Annotated in this window: 13 protein-coding genes; 6 read left to right on the top strand and 7 right to left on the bottom strand. The window is 45.5% G+C overall.

Going from position 1 to position 20048, the window contains the following annotated elements:
- Positions 1-107 precede the first annotated feature (107 nt).
- Entirely contained in the window at positions 108-527 is a 420-nt protein-coding gene (locus IE103_RS08670) for a DUF2845 domain-containing protein (RefSeq protein WP_189345703.1), read from the bottom strand.
- Positions 528-956: 429 nt separating this feature from the next.
- Here IE103_RS08670 and IE103_RS08665 point away from each other — a divergent pair, with 429 nt between their 5' ends.
- Positions 957-2006 (top strand): type 2 periplasmic-binding domain-containing protein, encoded by a 1050-nt coding sequence (locus tag IE103_RS08665; protein WP_189345702.1) that lies wholly within the window; start codon positions 957-959, stop codon positions 2004-2006.
- A 52-nt stretch (positions 2007-2058) separates the two neighbouring features.
- Here the strand turns inward: IE103_RS08665 and IE103_RS08660 are convergent, their stop codons facing one another.
- From IE103_RS08660 to IE103_RS08650, 3 genes are all read right to left on the bottom strand, one after another.
- Positions 2059-2400, bottom strand: a complete 342-nt coding sequence (locus IE103_RS08660) for a hypothetical protein (RefSeq protein WP_189345701.1) — start codon at positions 2398-2400, stop codon at positions 2059-2061.
- A 65-nt stretch (positions 2401-2465) separates the two neighbouring features.
- Positions 2466-3011, bottom strand: coding sequence for a hypothetical protein (locus tag IE103_RS08655; protein ID WP_189345700.1), 546 nt, complete (start codon positions 3009-3011; stop codon positions 2466-2468).
- 15 nt (positions 3012-3026) lie between these two features.
- Positions 3027-3569 carry a hypothetical protein gene (locus IE103_RS08650; protein WP_189345699.1) on the bottom strand — a complete coding sequence of 181 codons (543 nt, stop codon included), beginning with the start codon at positions 3567-3569 and terminating at the stop codon, positions 3027-3029.
- A 323-nt stretch (positions 3570-3892) separates the two neighbouring features.
- Here IE103_RS08650 and IE103_RS08645 point away from each other — a divergent pair, with 323 nt between their 5' ends.
- The 3 genes from IE103_RS08645 to IE103_RS08635 all read left to right on the top strand — a co-directional run bounded on the left by IE103_RS08645 (position 3893) and on the right by IE103_RS08635 (position 7397).
- Entirely contained in the window at positions 3893-4354 is a 462-nt protein-coding gene (locus IE103_RS08645) for a MarR family winged helix-turn-helix transcriptional regulator (RefSeq protein ID WP_308426978.1), read from the top strand.
- A gap of 395 nt (positions 4355-4749) precedes the next feature.
- On the top strand, positions 4750-5169 hold the full coding sequence (locus IE103_RS08640) for an organic hydroperoxide resistance protein (protein ID WP_189345698.1): 420 nt from the start codon (positions 4750-4752) through the stop codon (positions 5167-5169).
- A gap of 356 nt (positions 5170-5525) precedes the next feature.
- A complete protein-coding gene (locus tag IE103_RS08635) occupies positions 5526-7397 on the top strand; it encodes a serine hydrolase (RefSeq protein WP_189345697.1) in 1872 nt (623 codons plus the stop codon).
- A 65-nt stretch (positions 7398-7462) separates the two neighbouring features.
- Here IE103_RS08635 and IE103_RS08630 read toward each other — a convergent pair whose 3' ends face one another.
- The 3 genes from IE103_RS08630 to IE103_RS08620 all read right to left on the bottom strand — a co-directional run bounded on the left by IE103_RS08630 (position 7463) and on the right by IE103_RS08620 (position 16839).
- A complete protein-coding gene (locus IE103_RS08630) occupies positions 7463-8320 on the bottom strand; it encodes an alpha/beta hydrolase (RefSeq protein WP_189345696.1) in 858 nt (285 codons plus the stop codon).
- A 1416-nt stretch (positions 8321-9736) separates the two neighbouring features.
- Complete coding sequence (gene icmF / locus IE103_RS08625; protein ID WP_189345695.1) at positions 9737-13015, bottom strand: fused isobutyryl-CoA mutase/GTPase IcmF; 3279 nt, start codon at positions 13013-13015, stop codon at positions 9737-9739.
- Positions 13016-13248: 233 nt separating this feature from the next.
- Positions 13249-16839, bottom strand: coding sequence for an indolepyruvate ferredoxin oxidoreductase family protein (locus IE103_RS08620; RefSeq protein WP_189345694.1), 3591 nt, complete (start codon positions 16837-16839; stop codon positions 13249-13251).
- Between the two features lie 652 nt (positions 16840-17491).
- Here IE103_RS08620 and IE103_RS08615 point away from each other — a divergent pair.
- Together IE103_RS08615 and IE103_RS08610 are read left to right on the top strand one after the other, a co-directional pair.
- Positions 17492-17893 (top strand): BlaI/MecI/CopY family transcriptional regulator, encoded by a 402-nt coding sequence (locus IE103_RS08615; RefSeq protein WP_189345693.1) that lies wholly within the window; start codon positions 17492-17494, stop codon positions 17891-17893.
- Positions 17886-20015 carry a M56 family metallopeptidase gene (locus IE103_RS08610; protein ID WP_189345692.1) on the top strand — a complete coding sequence of 710 codons (2130 nt, stop codon included), beginning with the start codon at positions 17886-17888 and terminating at the stop codon, positions 20013-20015. The genes IE103_RS08615 and IE103_RS08610 overlap by 8 nt, the downstream gene beginning before the upstream one ends.
- The last annotated feature ends 33 nt before the right edge of the window (positions 20016-20048 follow it).

The following is a 20048-nucleotide window of genomic DNA, read 5'->3' as shown; positions in this document are numbered from 1 at the left end:
AGGAAACAGAAGAGAATAGAAAAGACATTGGCTCTAGTTCAAGCCCAAGTAATCTAGAAATAAGAAAAAAATATCGAGTGCTCGATATCGAAAGTGAATTATTGAATTTAGTGTCCAGAAGCTAAATCTTGAATCTGCTTTAAGCGTCCATCTTCAAAACGCAGCAATTGCATAAAGCGCTGTGGACCAAAGTTATAAACCCACTCTTCAATTTGAACATCGATCTCATACGCAGTTTCCTGCGCAATCTGGTGTTCATAAGTGCGTGCATGACGAACGCGGTTTCCAGCGTTCTGATTTGGATGAACCATCAAAGAGGGATCAAACTGCCGCAAACCGATACGACGTCGCTCTGTCTTTTGATCACGAAGTGCAGGCAAACCACATTTTTGCATGACCTCTGCTTTGTGCATGCCAACGTCAATCACATAAGAATTGCAGCGAAATGCCAGCGCTTGCGCTGCATCAACAGGCACTAGTCCAAGCAACAGCAAAGCGCTTAAACAGGTCAAATATCGCTTTCGCATCTGCACTCCTAACTTTGGTCGATGTGATGGAATCATTAAAGGTATGCGTCCAACTTCAAACTTAAACAACGCTTAATTACCCGCCAAGGTTGACCAAAATGAAACGCCTTAAACCCCAGCCTTGTTGTTGCTTGCACTGGTGATTGTGATGAAACGCGACAAGCTTCATTCAAAAAGACGTCAAAATCAAACTAAGGAGCACTTTCACGACAAAATACATAGTATGTATAAGTGACGTACAAAAAATAGGCTACACTCGATTCACATTTATCGCTTTATGATCAATGCAATTATTCGTAACTTAGCTGTCTATAGTTCGCAAATAACTCGTAAATAACGCGTAAATTGAAGCCAATTGCAATATCGAAAACGCTGACTCTTTTAGAGAGTCATAAACTGCTAGGGAATGATCAATTGATTTCACCACGCATGCGCCTATATCTAGCCGACATTCCCGCATTCAACATTTTAAACTTAGGATTTTTAAATTTAAAGTTTTCAAATCATTGCGAACACTTCGCTAAATTGGCGCAAGATCGATTACTTTCAATCCGCATCTTCTTCATCACGGCCTGTCTTGCAATCTTATCGAGCATCGCAAACATAGCAACTGCACAAACCTCGACTACTGCAACTGAAAATACCAAGCCCACGGCGCAAAAAAATAGCATGGGAAAATCAACCGCGCCAATTCCAATTCGCATCCAAGATTTAGAAAAAACCGGCGATCCAATCGCATCCTACATCGTCGAGATTCTGCAACTTGCGATTACTAAAAGTGGTGAACCTTACTACATCGTCAAGTCAAAAGAAGCGCCAGTACCACAAGCACGCCAAATAGTCGAAATGTCGCAAAATCTCGGCAAGTTAGATGTGATCTGGACTATGACCAGTGACGAACGTGAGCGCCAAATTTTGCCTATTCGCATTCCTATTGATAAGGGTTTTTTTGGTTGGCGCATCGCATTTGTGCATCGCGACCAGCCGCTATTACTTAGCAAAGTTAAACAAATAAGTGATCTGGCAAAGTTTCGCGCTGGTCAAGGAGCATTGTGGCCAGATACCGATATCTTGCGTAGCAATGGTTTGCCGGTCATTACAGGTGCCGACGAGTCCTTAGCGAATATGTTAAGAGCGAAACGTTTTGACTATTTTCCGAGACCAGTCATCGCGATTTGGAATGAGAAGAAAAATCCTGCTTATCAAGATTTTGAAATCGACACCACCTTCATTTTGCATTATCCGACCGCATTTTATTTTTTCGTGGCGCCAAATCAAAAGAAACTCGCTGCCGATTTGACACTAGGTTTGGAACGCGCGGTTGCAGATGGAAGTTTCGAGCGCATATTCAATAAATTTTTTCAAGGATTTATCCGCAGTGCCAATATCAAATACCGCGTGATTTTTGAATTGAAAAATCCATTAATCAAAGAGGGATCGTTGCCACTACAGAATACAAAATTGTGGTTCAAGCCTTAATGCGCTAGCTGATCATCTGTGACGATTAACTAAAACAAAAAGCCTCATCAATTTAGCGACGAAAAAAAGAAGCGAGGAATTGTAGCGCTTTCACCAACAATAAACCACAAAACAAAGCCGCCCCAAATACCACTGCCAACATCGGCATAGTAAGGATCGCGGCACTACCATCGACAAAAAGAAAAACAATGATGGTCAACTTAAGCCACGCCAAGCATGCACCGAATCCAAACTGAATAAAACATGCTTGAAACCAGTTAAACGCGGCACACATGCCGAATGCAATTATCCAAGGAATAGTAAGCTCCGGCATCCACAAAGTTAAGGCGGCAAACACCAGCATGGTAAACATGCCTTGCAAGATAGGCTGACGTGACAAGTTAGAAAAATTCACGGATCAAAGACTTTACTATCGTAATTTATAAAAAAGTGTCAGACTTTTTTTATGCACATCGACACTTACATTTCACTGCGCACTGGACACCCTTCATGTCGATATCGATACCAAGACCACATGCCTGGCTCCTGATGCCATACTTTTTTTAGCGCAAATTTGTGGCGATAAAACACTGAGCCATCTCGACCGTAAACACTAACACTCACGGTATCCGAACATTCTCTGCTACGTCCTTTTACCGCATCGCCGTTTGCTAGCACAAAACTAATATCAACTTTACCGTCGTCAGCCACTTGTAGTACACGCGGTTCACAGCCCCAAGGACCGTTCATATTATTTTCCGCAATATCACCGCAAGCATTCAAATGCCAGCTAGGATTTTTGCCTTGATAAGTAAACTGAACCACGATGCGCTTATCGTTCTCTTCAACGATGTTCGCATGGGTAATAGAGAAAGCTTGCTTATCGAGCGCGAGCTTTTGTTCTTGCACCGACAGTAAGGATTCACCTATACGAATTGGGCCACGTAGTTGGGGCGCTAGCCATTGATCAAATAAGAAATAAGCAGCACCGAGTAACAAGATCAAAAATACGCTCAAGACACGCATTGCAACTCCTTCAATTTAAGGTAACTTCCATTCTTTGCTATAGGGAATTTTGGTCGTCGCCAAAACACCTTGATACGAGCCCGGTGGATAATGCTCGAAAGAGATATGCATACGCTCGGTTTTGAAGTTTTGTATTTGGTCTTGCTTCATATCGCTCTCTATCATTCCTATCGCCAAACGCAGCACACCGTCGCCGGGATGTATCGTATCGTTACCCAAATACAGATACTTAGACTCCATACCAACAAACATCTTCACCTCGTTAGCTGGAACCGCACCGTCATAGTGATACTTCACTTCCATCAACACAGAATCGGGCAATTCCTGCAACATCGTCACTTGCTCGACGCGAATCTTCTGATCGCGATAATTGCCCGTTTTATCCGCAGTGAAAATCACGCGCGAGGTTTGTGCTAGTTGCCCGGGCGTCGCGATTTTGAGTGGCATGGCCTCGTCTGGCGGAGAGATAAACGGGCGTAATTCTTGGTGCGCAAACCATCCTGCTGTAAAAGCAGTGAGTGCCACGAGAATATTGATGAACACCGACTTTTCTGACATGCGAGATTTCTCCTGATATTTTTAATTGGCTTGCCATCAATGAGCTTGCGGCATTATTTCGATGGGATCTTAGTTTTTAATCTTAGTTTATTGATGCTGTTAATGAGTAGTCCATCGGCAGTTGATCGCTTATAGATAGTTTGTTGATATAGATAGAAATGAAAGAATGCCTGCAAATCATTCAACTTGCAAACGGTACTAATCGTCGCTACTCGAAAAATTCGCATCAAATTACTCTGAACGTATGCTGAAACCCAGCATACATGGAATGTCGATTGATAATCGAGGCACACTTCATCATAATGTGACTCTCTTGAAAGACTATGATGAAAAAAAAATCTTCTACCAACACCGATTTTCTGAGCTTGGATAAGCAATTTTGTTTTGCTTTGTATTCGGCATCATTAGCAATGACAAAAACATATAAGCCATTGCTTGATGAACTTGGCCTGACTTATCCGCAGTATCTTGTGATGCTGGTTCTGTGGCAACAGGATGGACTCTTGGTCAAAGAGATTGGTGAAAAACTTTTTCTCGATTCGGGAACACTCACTCCCTTACTCAAACGTTTGGAAGCTGCCGACATAATCTCTAGACAACGCGACCTAGAAGATGAAAGGCAAGTGCGGATACTACTCAGACCCAACGGCAATGCCATGAAGAAATTAGCAGAAAAGATCCCGCGTGAAATTCTTTGCGCAAGCGGACAAGACGCATCGCAATTGGCCGAACTACGTTCACAGTTACAGGTCTTAAGAGACGCATTACATACTAAGTTAAATTAATAAAGTCTTCGAGCATTCAGCTTGTTTGAACACTACCACACCTTGATTCACGATCACATAGAGCAATTGCCTGATCGCTAGCTAGGTAATTACCAGCCACTTTTCTACTGGCTACTGAATTCGCTTCTACACTTGTATAGAGATTGAAACATACAGTGAGCTACCCATGGAGCTTCATAGAAAACTGCACGCTTCCTACATAGTGTCATCAATATTCACTATCGGACCGATTAACATTATTTTTTAAAATTCAATTGCACACAATTTAATTGTGCATTATTATCCTTTCCAATCCTTCTCAAACAAAAAAAGTTTGATAGCGGATAGCAGTGTTTATTTAATCGAAGTGAAGCAATGCAATTTGTGAATTGCTTCCACAAATCAAGGAGTTCATCATGCAAGTTTTATACACAGCACGCGCAACAGCAACCGGTGGCCGCGATGGCCGCGCTCATAGCGATGACCACAAACTCAACGTCAATTTAAGCACACCAAAAGAATTGGGCGGTGCTGGCGGCGAAGGTACCAATCCAGAACAATTATTTGCCGCAGGCTATTCAGCATGCTTCATTGGTGCAATGAAGTTTGTCGCAGCTGCAGCAAAACAAACGCTACCTGCAGATACCAACGTCACTGGTGAAGTCGGCATTGGTCCCAATGGCAAGGGCGGCTTTGGACTCAAAGTCAGCTTAAGCGTTGCACTACCTGGTTTGGATCGCGCTGTCGCTGAAAACATTGTCGCTAAAGCACACGAAGTTTGCCCTTATTCAAACGCGACACGTGGCAATATTGAAGTGGATTTGAAGTTAGTTTAAGCCCATATTGGAGCGGGATTCTGGCATCAACAAGGTATCTAGCGGATGATGCCGCGACTTCTATACTCAAATTAATAAAGCTAACTCCGCGAGCCTATGATCGGCTCGTGGACGCTCACGAGCGCTACCGAGTGCGATTGCAAGTCAAGGAAAACTCAACAAAGCCAGCGCCTGTTTTGCAAAAGCATATAGGTAACTTAAAGTATCAATACGTATTATCAAGATACATTTCCATACATTCAACAAACATATTCTCGTACCGCAGAAAGTTAGAATCTCAATTCGCATTTCAACGCGAACGCAACTACCAAAATGGGTTGCGCCACACTTTTCCCCTTTAAAGGAAATAGAAAAAAATGAGACAACTAATTAAATGCATCATTGCGTTTGCAATGATCACAAACTTTATCGCAAACGCAAATGCGATAACAGTTCAAGGCCACAACACGCCATCGCAGCCACTGACAGATCGACAAAAGATTGAATCGCTGCTGCAATCGTTCATGCAATACATTGAAACCAAAGATCAAGAAAAAATGTATGCCCTTTTTCTTGATGGCCCTGTGACTTGGATTGCTGTGAATAAAGATGCGACACAAAAAGAGCGCTTAAAGTTAAACCCGCTTGCGCCAAATTATCAGCGTTCTGACTATCAAACATGGTTTCAGTCCGTAATGCAAAATAGTCCTAAGCAAGAGCACTTCAAAAACATCGAAATCGTCGAAGATGGTCACGTTGCATCGGTTTCCTTCGATTACAGTTTTTGGGTAAATGGAAAGAAAGGAAATTGGGGCAAAGAGTTATGGCACTTGATTAAGGTGATGGATGATTGGAAAATCGTTAGTGTGATTTTTTCCAAAGAACTAGAAAAAATTAAGCCGGAGCCTCAAGAGGCGATTGGTGGTGACTTCGATCAATCACAAAAGGTTCGCGCCATCGCTGAGGATTTACTGAGAGTTGCAAATCTTCCTGGCCTGTCTGTCGCCATTCGACATAAAGATCAACTCGTTTTTGCGCAAGGTTTTGGCTTTGCCGATCTCGAAAAGCGTCAACCTGTTACACCACAAACCCAATTCCGCGCTGCATCCGTATCAAAAGCCATTACCGCGACCGCATTAGCAAAAATGATGCAAGATGGGCTGATTGATATTGATGCGCCGATTGCACGCTATCTTCCACAATTTCCGCAAAAAGAATATCCAATTACAGCCCGCTTACTATCCGGACATATTGCAGGATTTCCGCACTACATCACGGGCGATCGAACAGAAAATCGCTACTATCCTACCGTGCAAGATGCATTAAGCGTGTTCGCCCATCACCAACAAATTGCACCGTCAGGAACAAAGTACCACTACTCTTCACATGGCACTGTCTTACTCTCTGCAATGATGGAAGCCGCATCAGGAATACCGTACTTAAGTTATGTCCAACAATCTGTACTCAACCCTTTGGGGCTAAAACGCACTGAAGCGGAGATGCTGCGACACAAGGCGATGCCGAACATGTCGCGTATCTATGCAAAGTCAGGCAACAATAATGTGCTCGTAGAAAATCCGCGTGAGCTCAGTGCTTTTTGGGCGTCTGCCGGATGGGTAACTACACCTAGCGATATGGTAAACATGACTCGAGCTTTTTCAAATGGCTATCTCAGTGCGGATACGATGCGAACTATGTTCACGAGTCAAGCCTTGCAATCGGGCGAGAAGATCCAAGTTGGTATTGGCTGGCGTTTGAGCTATGACATCCATGGTCGCCCGGTCTATGAACATGCTGGAGTCACTCAAGGCGCACGCTCAGTCATTAGTTATTTTCCTAATGAAGATCTCGCCATTTCCGTGATGACCAATCTAGAGTGGGTCAGTTCAATCGAAGAAACCGCACATATGTTAGCGCAGGCTTTTTTAAACAAAAAACATAATCCTAGCGTCGCTGATGGTCACTACGCAATTCAGGGAGAGATGCAATTTGGCGGGCAAGATACACCGTTCACAGGCAAGCTAAACATCAATCAAGGAAGCGGGACAATTCAAGCGATGCAATATGAGTGGCCTGTCCACCATCTACATTCGAATGTTTATGCGCTAGTTACTCATCAAGGTGTCTATTACTTGCAAATCGATAGCGATCAGCAGAAATCATTGAATGCAAGAGCGATACGCTATTCTAGCCAACTAAAAGAAGCTGCAATCAATACCAAGCCATTTCTGCAGTTTTCAAAGAACTGATACAAATAAAAAAGCGCCAATTGAATCTCACACTTGGCGCCATAAAACAGCCCGCGATTCCTAGTTTAATTGAGCTTATTCAATAATTCGCAGTACTGCGCTTTGACGCGCGCATCGTTGGTCAAATTGCTGTGTGTACCGTTTTCAACGAAGACATACTGCTTCTCTTGACTTGGTGAATTGTCATACAGCTGCTGCCCTAAATAGGCAGGCATTGTCGTATCTTTGCCGCCCGTAATCACCAAGATTTTACCTTTGTATTGTGAGGTCGCAGCCAGATTGTCGATGGTTTTTAGATTGTCCGAAATCGTCACATTGACGAAAGGCTTAAAGTACCAAGGAATTTGTGCATCGACTACTTGCGCAGGTGTCGTCGCACTACCCTCTAATACAAGACCATCAATCGACCGATTCGCCGCGATATGACTAGCCATAAAGCCACCCAAAGAATAGCCATACACCAGCAACTTTCCACTAGTAGAAGCTCGCACAAAATCATAAATACGCAGAGCATCTTCTTTCAACAACAAAGCATCAGGCTGCCCATTGGTACGACCATAACCACGATAATCGAAAGTGGTAAAGTTAGCAGGACACGTTGCTGACAACTTGGCCAGAATCGGCGCATTCTCATCAACATGCGTGAGGTTGCCGCCAAAATATAAGACGGTTGTTTTTGCCTCTGGCAAAACAGCACGAACCCCTTTGATCGTTACAGGCTCAACACCTGCTTGCGCGACTACAATTTGCTCATCCTTTAACTGCGCAGACGGCAAAATCTTTTGCAATTTTTCTTGATCAAACACCGCTTTGGTTTTATATCCAGTTAAATTATCTGGACGAATTAAATCTAAATCTTTCACCACAATTGATTTACAAGCACTCAAACCACAGACCAACAGCATCAGCATAAAAAACCGCATGAATCCCCCCTTGTTTTAGAATTGTTTAAATGATTTGAACAACAAGGCGATCGCTCAAAGATCACCGCGCAAGATTATTTCAACAATTATCTTTTATGGCAATCATTTCTATAGCAAAAAAAACCAAGCAAGACCGACGTGCGATAAATGGGGATGAAAGGTGATTGGGGAATTTCCCATTTGATCATGCTCCAATGGGTAGAAAAGTCAGCGCCGCCTTCAGGCAGGTCCCGACGTAATGCAAGCGATAAATCGATAGCGGGACATCGAGATGTTGGTAATTAATTCGAAATCACTAGCTTATCACGAACCCAAAACGACAAAAACATCGATTACTCGAAGGACGGGGGCAACCAGCGTCGCCCGGATTTGCAGGTTGTCGATAAGGGAAATTAAAGAAGGAAAAGTTAGAACGATAAATTATTAAGGTGTATTTACAGCGAGAGTTGCATTCGCCCTAGGTGACTATCACATTTGCACTAAATCATTTTTAGCATTGATGTTACTTTGCCCTCAAACGAGGTTTCAACTTGAGCATTAGGTTACATTTTAGATTGAGTTTCTTCAGCAAGATTACTATCTTGCGGATTGCAAATTTATTCCATTTTTCAAACGCAACATATCAAGATCAGAGCCAATTTGTTGCGCAAACTTAGTAACTAATGTGAATAATAAATCCGTTCAGAGCAACCGTGACTAAAACAAAAACTGGAGAGAGAAAAAGCATAAGTCGGGTTAATTTAAATCTAAACTTCACTTGGTCCGGATAATTCGGCTTTGGGAGCTTGTTGTCAAATAAAATTTTCCCTACCGCCATTGAGTCCTTCATACCAAATCCATTTGTAAAGCTTAAGCTTTCTGAATATTCCTTATCAAAATCTCTGATCCATGACAACAATCTTTTCGCATTAAAATAATAGATCGCGACATAAATGACAAACAATGTAATAACTTCTCGTACGTCCATATCTATTTCCCTTACAGGTATTTTGTTGTTTTCACTGTCTTATCATCCACATTGTTACTCCAACTAAAAAACTAAATCTCCGGAGAGAACATAGCAAGTCCGCTGGCATCAGGATCAGTTTTAAGGATAGCCACAAGAGATCTCGCTGGATGAACCACCGCTTCAACCGCGTGCAATAATAGATGCTGAGAAGAGAAATTAAAAGATAAAAATCGGAACGATAAGTCATTTAGGAAATTTACAGCGCTAGTTTGACAAGCCCTACAAGACGCATCGACTTTCTTTAGCGAATGTCCGATCAATATGTCGATATTCGTTATCCGCAATAACATGCTGGAAAATTCAATTAGCGGGATACAGAGCTAGGCGCTTCCCGCAGCAATACTTGAGTATTGCGAGGAAAAGCAACAACGCTATGTGCCCGCCAATTGGATTTAACAGCTTGTTATTTACATGTTACGTCTATACTGCCCACCCACCTCAAACAAGGCCGTCGTAATCTGCCCAAGCGAGCAAACCCGTGCTGCATCCATCAACTTTGCGAACACGTTTTCGTTGTTGATCGCTGCTTGTTGTAGAGCGGCGAGTGCTTGTGGTGCGACGTCGGCGTGGCGTTGGTGAAAGTCTGCCAAGCGCGTGAGTTGCGATTGTTTTTCTTCCTCTGTTGAGCGCGCCAATTCGATCTTCTGCACCGTTTCGCCACCTTTTGGATTACGGAAGGTGTTGACGCCGATGATAGGCAAAGTGCCGTCGTGCTTGAGGTGTTCGTAGTGCATGGATTCTTCTTGGATCTTGCCACGTTGGTAGCCGGTTTCCATCGCACCTAAAACGCCGCCACGTTCTGCGATGCGTTCGAATTCTTGCAGGACTGCTTCTTCGACGAGGTCGGTCAATTCTTCGATGATGAAACTACCTTGAATTGGATTTTCGTTTTTCGCCAAGCCCCATTCGCGGTTGATGATCAATTGAATTGCCAAGGCGCGACGGACTGATTCGTCGGTCGGTGTGGTGATCGCTTCGTCGTAAGCATTGGTGTGCAAGCTATTGCAGTTGTCGTAGATCGCAATCAAAGCTTGCAATGTCGTACGGATATCGTTGAAGTCGATTTCTTGCGCGTGCAAGCTGCGACCTGAAGTTTGAATATGGTATTTCAACTTCTGGCTACGATCATTCGCACCGTATTTATCGCGCATGGCGACTGCCCAGATACGACGAGCAACGCGACCCAAGACCGTGTACTCTGGGTCCATGCCGTTGCTGAAGAAGAAGGACAAGTTGGCGGCGAAATCATCGATGTGCATGCCGCGTGCGAGGTAGGCTTCAACGAAAGTGAAACCGTTCGACAAGGTGAATGCCAATTGCGAAATCGGATTCGCACCGGCTTCGGCAATGTGGTAACCGGAGATCGACACGGAGTAGAAATTACGTACTTGGTGATGCACGAAATACTCTTGAATATCGCCCATCACTTTGAGTGAAAATTCCGTCGAGAAGATACAGGTATTTTGACCTTGGTCTTCTTTCAAAATGTCGGCTTGCACTGTGCCACGCACATTCATCAAAACCCATGCGCGGATTTTTGCGGCTTCATCAGCGGTCGGTTCGCGCTTGTTATCAGCACGGAATTTATCCATTTGCTGATCAATCGCGGTGTTCATGAAGAATGCCAAGATCGTTGGTGCAGGGCCGTTAATCGTCATCGACACCGAAGTCGCTGGATCGCAGAGATCAAAGCCATCGTAGAGGACTTTCATATCTTCCAAAGTAGCGACGGAGACACCGGAGTTACCGATCTTGCCGTAGATGTCTGGACGAATTGCTGGGTCTGCGCCATATAAAGTCACAGAGTCAAACGCGGTCGACAAGCGTTTCGCATCCATGCCTTGGGATACGAGTTTGAAGCGACGGTTAGTACGATATGGATCACCTTCACCAGCAAACATACGCGTTGGGTCTTCGCCTTCGCGTTTGAAAGCAAATACACCTGCCGTAAATGGGAAGGAGCCAGGGACGTTTTCTAACATTAGCCAGCGCAAAATTTCGCCATGATCTTCAAAGCGTGGCAATGCGACTTTACGAATCGTCGTGCCAGACAAGGATTTTTGCGTGAGGCGTGTACGAATTTCTTTGTCACGAATTTTGACGACGTATTCATCACCCGCGTAAGCCTTCTGCATGTCGGGCCACATCGTGACGAGTTTTTTCGATTCTGCTGTGAGATGGTTCTCGCGCTCTGCGATCAAGTCATCCAATTCCGCAGACTTACCGACAGCGGCCAGCATTTGCTTGGTCGCTGTCAATTGTTGACGTTCGCGAGCAATCTTTACTTGCTTGTGTGTGTGCTTGTGGTAGCTACGAACAGTGTCTGCAATCTCAGCCAAATAGCGTGTACGTGCTGGTGGCACGATCACGTTTTGTGCGCTCGACGTTTTGGTGCTGACTGCTGCCAATTTACTTGGTTTCGCCTTCAAGCCTCGTGCGACCAATTCAGGCAAGATGCCTTGATATAGCGCCGTTACACCATCATCATTGAAGCGCGAAGCTTGTGTGCCGTACACAGGCATTTCGTCCGGCTTCTTGCTCCACAACTCACGATTACGTTGATACTGTTTGGCGACATCGCGTTGGGCGTCGAGCGCACCTTTACGATCGAATTTATTAATGGCGACAAAGTCTGCGAAATCGAGCATGTCGATTTTTTCTAACTGGGAAGCGGCACCAAATTCTGGCGTCATCACATACATCGACAAATCCACATGCGGCACGATGGCGGCATCACCTTGGCCGATACCAGAGGTCTCGACAATCACCAAATCAAAGCCGGCAACTTTGCACGCCGCGATCACATCAGGCAAGGCTGGAGAAATTTCCGAACCAGCTTCGCGTGTTGCCAAAGAACGCATGAAGACGCGTGTCTTGCCTTTCCATGGATTGATCGCATTCATACGAATACGGTCACCGAGCAATGCACCGCCCGACTTACGACGCGATGGATCGATGGAGATCAAAGCGATGTTCAATTCATCGTCTTGGTCCAAACGAATACGACGAATCAATTCATCTGTCAATGAAGACTTACCTGCACCGCCGGTACCGGTGATACCAAAGGCGGGGGTTTTGATCGCTTTCGCAGTCTCTTGGATTTCAGCACGCAGGGCTGGATCGACTTTGTCGTTCTCGAGTGCCGTGATCAATTGCGCTAATGGGCGATGTTTGTCGGCGATATCGCCTTGTTTCAATACGTCCAAAGCATTCGGTGCGTAGGTCGAGAGATCAATATCACAAGCCTGGATCATGGACAAAATCATGCCGACCAAGCCCATGCGTTGACCATCTTCAGGACTAAAAATGCGTGATACGCCATACGCATGCAAGTCAGCGATTTCATCTGGCACAATCACGCCGCCACCGCCACCAAATACTTTGATGTGCGAACCACCACGCTCTCTCAAGAGGTCGATCATGTATTTGAAATACTCAACGTGCCCACCTTGGTAACTCGAGATCGCGATACCTTGCGCATCTTCTTGCAAAGCCGCTGTGACGATTTCTTCGACCGAACGGTTGTGGCCCAAGTGAATCACTTCGGCACCATTCGCCATCAAAATACGACGCATGATATTAATCGAGGCATCGTGGCCGTCGAACAAGGATGCTGCCGTCACAAAACGGACTTTATTGCTAGGTTTGTATTCGGTTAACTTCTCGGCGATGGATAGATCGGTCATGTTGTTTTCCTTTTTGTTCATTCGATAACTGCTTATGGCAATTACGCTATGTTTCGATTATATGACGTTTCGATTTACGTTTACGTTCACGTCACTTAGAAATTTCAGTTTTTTGTTGGTTTTGGCGATGGTTCTAAGGTGATTCGTCATTCCTGCGTAGGCAGGAATCCAGTGGCGTAGTCTCAACAACAAAAGTCACTGGACTCCTGCCTTCGCAGGAGTGACATGTAGAATCAAGCCACCTGCTGTTTGCTAGGCACACTCATCAAAGCCGCTTTCTCAACATGATAAGCCTGCATGGCTTTTTCTTTCACATGGCCGAAACCGCGGATTTTCTCAGGCAAGCTCGCAATCGCGACGATTTGATCGAGGTTGTCAGCATTGAGTTTGTTCAATAAAGACAGCATGGTATCTCGGTAGTCTGCAATCAAAGCACGTTCTTGGCGACGTTCTTCGGTGTAGCCGAAGATGTCGAGCTTGGTGCCACGCAGGCCTTTGAATTTCGCGAGCAATTTGAAGGCTTGCCACATCCATGAGCCATATTGCGCTTTGACTAAGCGGCCTTGCGCGTCTTTCTTGGCAAATAGCGGTGGCGCCAAATTGAACTTGATACTGAAGTCACCTTCGAATTGTTGTTTCAATTTCTCACTGAATTCGCCATTGGTGTACAAACGAGCGACTTCGTACTCGTCTTTGTAGGCCATCAATTTGTAAGCGTATTTCGCCACGGCCATGCTTAAGCGATTGCCTTTAGCTAGCTTTTCTTCAGCACTGCGCACGGCATTGACGAGCTCTTGGTATTGAGCGGCGTATCCCGCATCTTGGTACGCAGTCAGCTCGGCGACGCGACGTTTGATGATACTGTCCAAACTTTGGGGCATCTGCACGACGACTGGTTTGGCTGGGAAGGCGATGTTCTCCACACGCTTCAAATCGACGGCGGCACGACGGCCCCACAAGAAGGCCTTTTTGTTCGCATCGATAGCGACGCCGTTCAATTCAATGGCGCGCAACAAAGCCGCTTCAGACAAAGGAATCGCGCCTTTTTGGAAAGCGAAACCCAGCATGAACAAATTGGTCGCAATCGAATCACCCATCAAAGCCGTCGCCAACTTCGTCGCATCGACGAAATCGACATTGCCACCAACGGAATCAGAAATCAAACGCTCTGTTGACTCTAAAGGGAATTGCCAATCTGGGTTCTTCGCAAACGCACCGGTTGGCTGTTCGTGACTATTGATCACGGCACGTGTACGACCCGCACGCATTTTCGAGATCGCATCGTGCTGGCCTGCTGTCAAAATATCGCAGCCTAAAATCAAATCGGCTTCGCCCGTTGGGATGCGTTGCGCACGCAATTTACTGACTTTTTCCACCACGCGAATATGCGACGTCACCGAACCATTCTTCTGCGACATTCCTGTCATATCCAACACAGAAGCGACTTTACCTTCCAGATGCGCTGCCATACCGAGCAAAGCACCGACTGTAATCACACCCGTGCCGCCGATACCGTTCAATAAAATATTGTAGGACGTATCGCAGCTTGGCAGAGTCGGCAATGGAATATCGCCGAAGTCATCGTTTTTCGCTACACCCGTTTTTGACTTCACTAACTTACCACCTTCAACAGTCACAAAGCTTGGGCAGAAGCCTTTGACGCAAGAATAATCTTTATTGCAGGACGACTGGTCGATTGCGCGCTTGCGACCAAATTCCGTTTCCACCGGCATGATGGAAGTACAGTTCGATTGCACACCGCAATCACCACAACCTTCACACACTGATTCGTTGATGAACATGCGTTGATTCGGGTCAGGGAATTGACCTTTCTTGCGACGACGACGTTTTTCTGCCGCGCAGGTTTGATCGTAAATCAAGACCGTGGCACCCTCGATGTCACGTAGTTCGCGCTGTACGGCATCCATATCTTTGCGGTCATGCAAAGTGACTTGTGCCGGCAAACCACTGCGGTCTTCATAGCGGCTCAAATCTTCGGTCACCAAGGCAATGCGTTTCACACCTTCGGCGGCCATTTGTTGTGCCATCATTTGTACGCTGATGGTGCCATCAACAGGCTGACCACCTGTCATCGCGACTGCATCGTTATACAAAATCTTGTATGTGATATTGACCTTCGCCGCGACCGCAGCGCGGATCGCCAAATAACCGGAGTGGAAGTAAGTACCGTCCCCCAGATTTTGGAACACATGTGGCAAAGTCGAGAATGCTGCTTGACCGATCCATGGTGCGCCCTCACCGCCCATGTGCGTCGTCAACTTATTGAACTCAGGATAAATCGCGGTTGCCATTACGTGACAACCAATCCCTGCTAAGGCCAAACTACCTTCTGGTACTTTCGTCGAGGTATTGTGCGGGCAACCTGAGCAGTAATACGCTGGTCGCGCTGGGGTGTTAACTTGTTTAGTCAAGACTTCGTCTTTGGCTTCCAAGAAAGCCATGCGTTCTTTGATCAGATCGCTAGTGTGGAAGCGTGCAATACGTTGGGTAATCACGCGAGCGATTTGCGACACGGAGAAATCCGCTTTTGATGTCAACAACCATTCACCACGTGGTGCAACCCATTCGCCTTTTTCATCGAACTTACCAATCACACGTGGACGCACATCGTCGCGCCAGTTGTAGAGTTGTTCTTTGAGTTGGTACTCGACCATTTGGCGTTTTTCTTCGACCACCAAAATCTCATCGAGACCTTGTGCAAACTCGCGCACGCCGTCCGGTTCCAATGGCCAAGGCATAGACACTTTGTATAAGCGGATGCCGATGTCTGCCGCCATTTGTTCATCGATGCCGAGGTTTTCAAATGCTTCTAATACGTCGAGATAAGACTTGCCCGAAGCGACGATACCGAGCTTCGCGTGTGGGCTATCAATCGTGATGTGATTGAGTTTATTCGCACGTGCATACGCCAAGGCCGCATAGATTTTGTAGTCTTGCATCAAGGCTTCTTGCTTACGTGCTTGGATGCCTAAAGTGTCGAGTGACAAGCGGGTATTGAGACCGCCTTCTGGCATCACAAAATCTTCGGGGATGGTAATTTTCAAACGGAAAGGATCAGCATCGACAGACGATGTCGATTCCACCGTATCAGCTAAAGCTTTGAAGCCCACGGCACAGCCAGAGAAACGCGACATGGCCCATGCATGCAAACCCAAGTCTAAGTATTCCTGCACATTGGCTGGATACAACATCGGAATCATGCAAGCAGAAAAAATATGATCGGACTGATGCGGTAGGGTTGAGGAGTAAGCACCATGATCATCACCTGCCACCAAGATCACGCCACCGTGTTTCGAGGTGCCTGCGTGGTTCATGTGTTTGAAGACGTCCGCGCTGCGGTCTACGCCTGGGCCTTTGCCATACCATAAACCGAATACGCCATCGTATTTGGCGGGTCCGATCAGATCGACGGTTTGCGTGCCCCAAACTGCCGTGGCAGCGAGATCTTCATTGACGCCAGGCACGAACTTGATGTGATTTTGTTCTAGGAGTTTTTTGGTTTTCCACAAAGTTTCATCCAAACCACCGAGCGGTGAACCGCGATATCCTGAGATGAAACCGGCCGTATTCAAGCCAGCAGCGAGGTCGCGCTGTCTTTGTATCATCGGCAAGCGCACTAATGCCTGAATGCCTGATAAGAAAATGGTGCCGGTATTCGATGTATATTTGTCGTCAAGCGTGACGGGTGCCAAAACAGGTGCACTTTGCGGGCTGACTGGGAGGGATGTTTCAGATGCTGCGGTAGACGAAAGCGAAGACGCTTCCACCAGACCAGCAGATTTCATTGCTGTGTCGGATGACATGGTAGAGCTCCAAAAAATTTGTGATTTTTGTGTGCAAAGAACTTGGGCTGCGTCCGGTAAGACACAAGTCTGTTCTGAGCTTATGGGAAGGTAATCGCCATAAGTTCAAGTTGCATCGGCTGAGATGGCAGCCATTTTAATTCAATTCAGGCCTGATACCCAAGAAAACGCCCGCGAACATGGTCGAATTTCTTAAGAAAATTTCTTAAACCCTAATGAGCCGCGCCACAATTCCTATGAACAGCGCTTGAACATCAGGTTTTAATACTTTACGTAGTTTCAGGCAAATCTGAATCGGAGACATCAAAGAAAGCTTTCGAAATTCTGGGATGGAGACCACACCCATTCGCTGCAGCGCTTTCTCGACTTCCTTTGAAATCTGCTGTGTTCATAGTGTAGTGAAAGTTTTAGAGTTTGAAAAATACGGAATAATCATAGGGATATCATAAAAAATGATACCCATGCAAATCGATCTAAGATACATCAATATGTTGCACAAACATACATCTAAAAAATAAATGTAAGTTTTTATGTTGACTTCTCATTTTTAATCAACTACATTTGTAGAACTACATGAGTAGTTATGCAAAAACAAAGCAGCTTAACTATTCAAACATAGCCGACAACCGAAAGATATTTAGAGATACTTAGCATGGAAGAAGATAGCAAAAACGTTTCACTCAGTGAGCCACAGTTAGCCTTAATGCGTGTGCTATGGAGCAAACCCAATTCCAGCGTCAGTGAAGTCGTCGATGCGATGCGTCAAACCCGTCCGCTAGCGCATACCACCATCGCAACTATGCTCAGCAGGTTAGAAAAGCGCGGCCTAGTAACGACCATCAAAGAAGGTCGTCAATTAATCTACCGCGCAACCTACTCAGAAGCTGAGATTCAAAAATCGATGGTTTCGGAATTGCTCTCTTCCGTTTTTATGGGAAATGCACGCGCACTACTCTCGCACCTCGTCAGCGAAGAAGAAATCAAAGAAGAAGATCTAGAACAAATTCGTCAGCGATTGCTTGCTCATTCCAGCAAAGGAAAGACACATGGATAACGTCCACTCACTTGCTGCACACACATTGAGCTGGTTGTTCAATTATCTGGTTCACAGCAGCATCTTACTTGGCTGCGCCGGTCTGGCTCAGTACTGCGGAGCACTCCAACAAAGACGACTAGCGGAATTGGTTTGGCGCTTAGCATTGTTTGGTGGTCTGGCAACGGCAAGCTTACAACTTGGGATACAAGAATATTGGCAATCGCCGAACAACAATAGTCTGACGAACGCGCCTTCTCAAATCATCGCGCCTAATAGGTCAAACCTTGCAGGCGATTCAGAAAAATTATTGATGAGAGATGAACGAGTCGATTTAACAGCCTCAGCAAGTCCTGTACACAATCAGACCGTCACTCAACTTTCAACAAACACGCCATCTGACAAGGCTACGATTCGTTTGCCTGCAAACTTACAAGATCTGATAAGTTTGATGGTTCTAATTTGGCTAAGTTATTGCGCGCTGATCGCCACCAAAATAGCGCTCAATGTGCAACATTTAAATCGCATAGCAAATGCAATGCCTATCGTCTCTCGTAAAGATTTAACAGCTTTACTCACCAAAGCGCTACCTAAACGAAACAACGCACAGGCGCTGCGTGTTAGCACTATTTTTAATAGCCCCTTTGTCTGTCCAAACGGCATCATATGTTTGCCCGCATGGGCTCTAAAGCAAGAAAATCAAGCTTTATGTCATGCGATGTTGCAACATGAAATTCGACACATTGTTCGGAAGGATAGTGCTTGGCGTATCGCCCAAGAATTTATTAAAACTGCTTTCTTTTTTCAGGTATTAAATCGTGCAGCAGATAAGCAATTAACACTGCTCGCAGAAATCGATTGCGACTATGTCGCAGTCAGAGCAAATGGGGTCGACACCTTTGCTCAAGCTCTTGTGCGCTGTGCAGAAATGGCCGTCTCCAGCAAACATCCCTCGTTCGCTATACCCATGGCGAAAAGTACGTCTCTACTTCAACGCATTGAATTCATCTTAGATGAGGATATTATGAACAAGCAAACACCAAGAGAACACAATAAACCCACAAGCGTTAGCAGCTTAGCGCTAGGCCTAATCGCAATCGCTAGCCTTTCAGGAATCAGTTACGCGATGCCAACGATAGGATTTGCTGAGGTTCCCATCGCTAAAGCAATCATTGCACCATCTGCTCCCGCTCGCCAAGAAGTGCGTAAAGTTGATGCGCCGAGCATGCTGATGGCTGTGGCACAAACTGAAGCGCGAGATGATGCAGAAGTCACCGATACGATTGCTGTTCATACTAATGATGATCCACCGAAAAATCATATATCAGTAAGTGAACTAGCCGTTACTCCTATTGAGACAAGCGCGACACAAGCCAATGAGTTTGAAAAGGCACAGGCCGCCTATGCGAATAAGAATTTCACGGAAGCGCTGCAACTATTTCGCGATCTCGCTAAACGTGGACACGCAGAAGCCCTATATATGGCTGGCGATATGCTATGGCGCGGTGAGGGTAGCAATGTCGATCCAGAAACTGCTATATCGATGTTGGCGCAGGCTGCCAATCAAGGACACGCTAAAGCTCAACAATACACGGCCTTGTTTACCGAAAGAGCTAAACGTCAGGCGGAGATCACTTTCTACACGCAACAATTTGATGGTGGAAAATTGAAATGGTCGGAAAAAATTTGTGAGCGCCCCATTGTTTCGAGCATGCTTCCATCCGCGAAAGACTACAAAAATCTGATTGATAAAGTAAATGCAAATCTGACCTGCTACAACAACTATGTTGCCGGACTCATGCAAAGTCTTGCCAATGAAGATTATCTGCGCGCCGATCTACGTCATCTCATGCGAAAAGATGAAATCGAACAGACTAAACAATTAGTACAAAATGTCTACTTCGATATGGGAACTCAAGCACTGCAGAATAGCCAGCAACTGTTGGTGGAATTTAATAAAAATAACGATATTTGGCGATCTGAAATTAAGGCTCAGAAAGGACGTCATATAGAGCTCAGCATGGATATGGAACGAGATCGCTTTTTAAGAATGGAACGTAGGCCAGTAGAAATTGAAACAGGAGTTCGCTCGGTTACAACTTCTAGCAATCCAAACGTCGCTCCGATTGTAAATACCAAATAAATTGAAGTAAGTCGACAGCAAAGAATAGTCTCC

Origin of the sequence: Affinundibacterium macrobrachii (genome assembly GCF_014652415.1) — a bacterium.
In the GTDB taxonomy this organism is placed as follows: domain Bacteria; phylum Pseudomonadota; class Gammaproteobacteria; order Burkholderiales; family Burkholderiaceae_D; genus Undibacterium; species Undibacterium macrobrachii.
Note: the sequence above shows the minus strand (reverse complement) of the source record. Positions and strands in the feature narration are given on the sequence as shown.

Excerpts from the sequence above, each read along its gene's own strand:
- IE103_RS08670 (WP_189345703.1), bottom strand. The coding sequence starts at position 527 with ATGCGAAAGCGATATTTGACCTGTTTAAGCGCTTTGCTGTTGCTTGGA.
- IE103_RS08665 (WP_189345702.1), top strand. The coding sequence starts at position 957 with ATGCGCCTATATCTAGCCGACATTCCCGCATTCAACATTTTAAACTTA.
- IE103_RS08655 (WP_189345700.1), bottom strand. The coding sequence starts at position 3,011 with ATGCGTGTCTTGAGCGTATTTTTGATCTTGTTACTCGGTGCTGCTTAT.
- IE103_RS08650 (WP_189345699.1), bottom strand. The coding sequence starts at position 3,569 with ATGTCAGAAAAGTCGGTGTTCATCAATATTCTCGTGGCACTCACTGCT.
- IE103_RS08645 (WP_308426978.1), top strand. The coding sequence starts at position 3,893 with ATGATGAAAAAAAAATCTTCTACCAACACCGATTTTCTGAGCTTGGAT.
- IE103_RS08640 (WP_189345698.1), top strand. The coding sequence starts at position 4,750 with ATGCAAGTTTTATACACAGCACGCGCAACAGCAACCGGTGGCCGCGAT.
- IE103_RS08635 (WP_189345697.1), top strand. The coding sequence starts at position 5,526 with ATGAGACAACTAATTAAATGCATCATTGCGTTTGCAATGATCACAAAC.
- IE103_RS08630 (WP_189345696.1), bottom strand. The coding sequence starts at position 8,320 with ATGCGGTTTTTTATGCTGATGCTGTTGGTCTGTGGTTTGAGTGCTTGT.
- icmF (WP_189345695.1), bottom strand. The coding sequence starts at position 13,015 with ATGACCGATCTATCCATCGCCGAGAAGTTAACCGAATACAAACCTAGC.
- IE103_RS08620 (WP_189345694.1), bottom strand. The coding sequence starts at position 16,839 with ATGTCATCCGACACAGCAATGAAATCTGCTGGTCTGGTGGAAGCGTCT.
- IE103_RS08615 (WP_189345693.1), top strand. The coding sequence starts at position 17,492 with ATGGAAGAAGATAGCAAAAACGTTTCACTCAGTGAGCCACAGTTAGCC.
- IE103_RS08610 (WP_189345692.1), top strand. The coding sequence starts at position 17,886 with ATGGATAACGTCCACTCACTTGCTGCACACACATTGAGCTGGTTGTTC.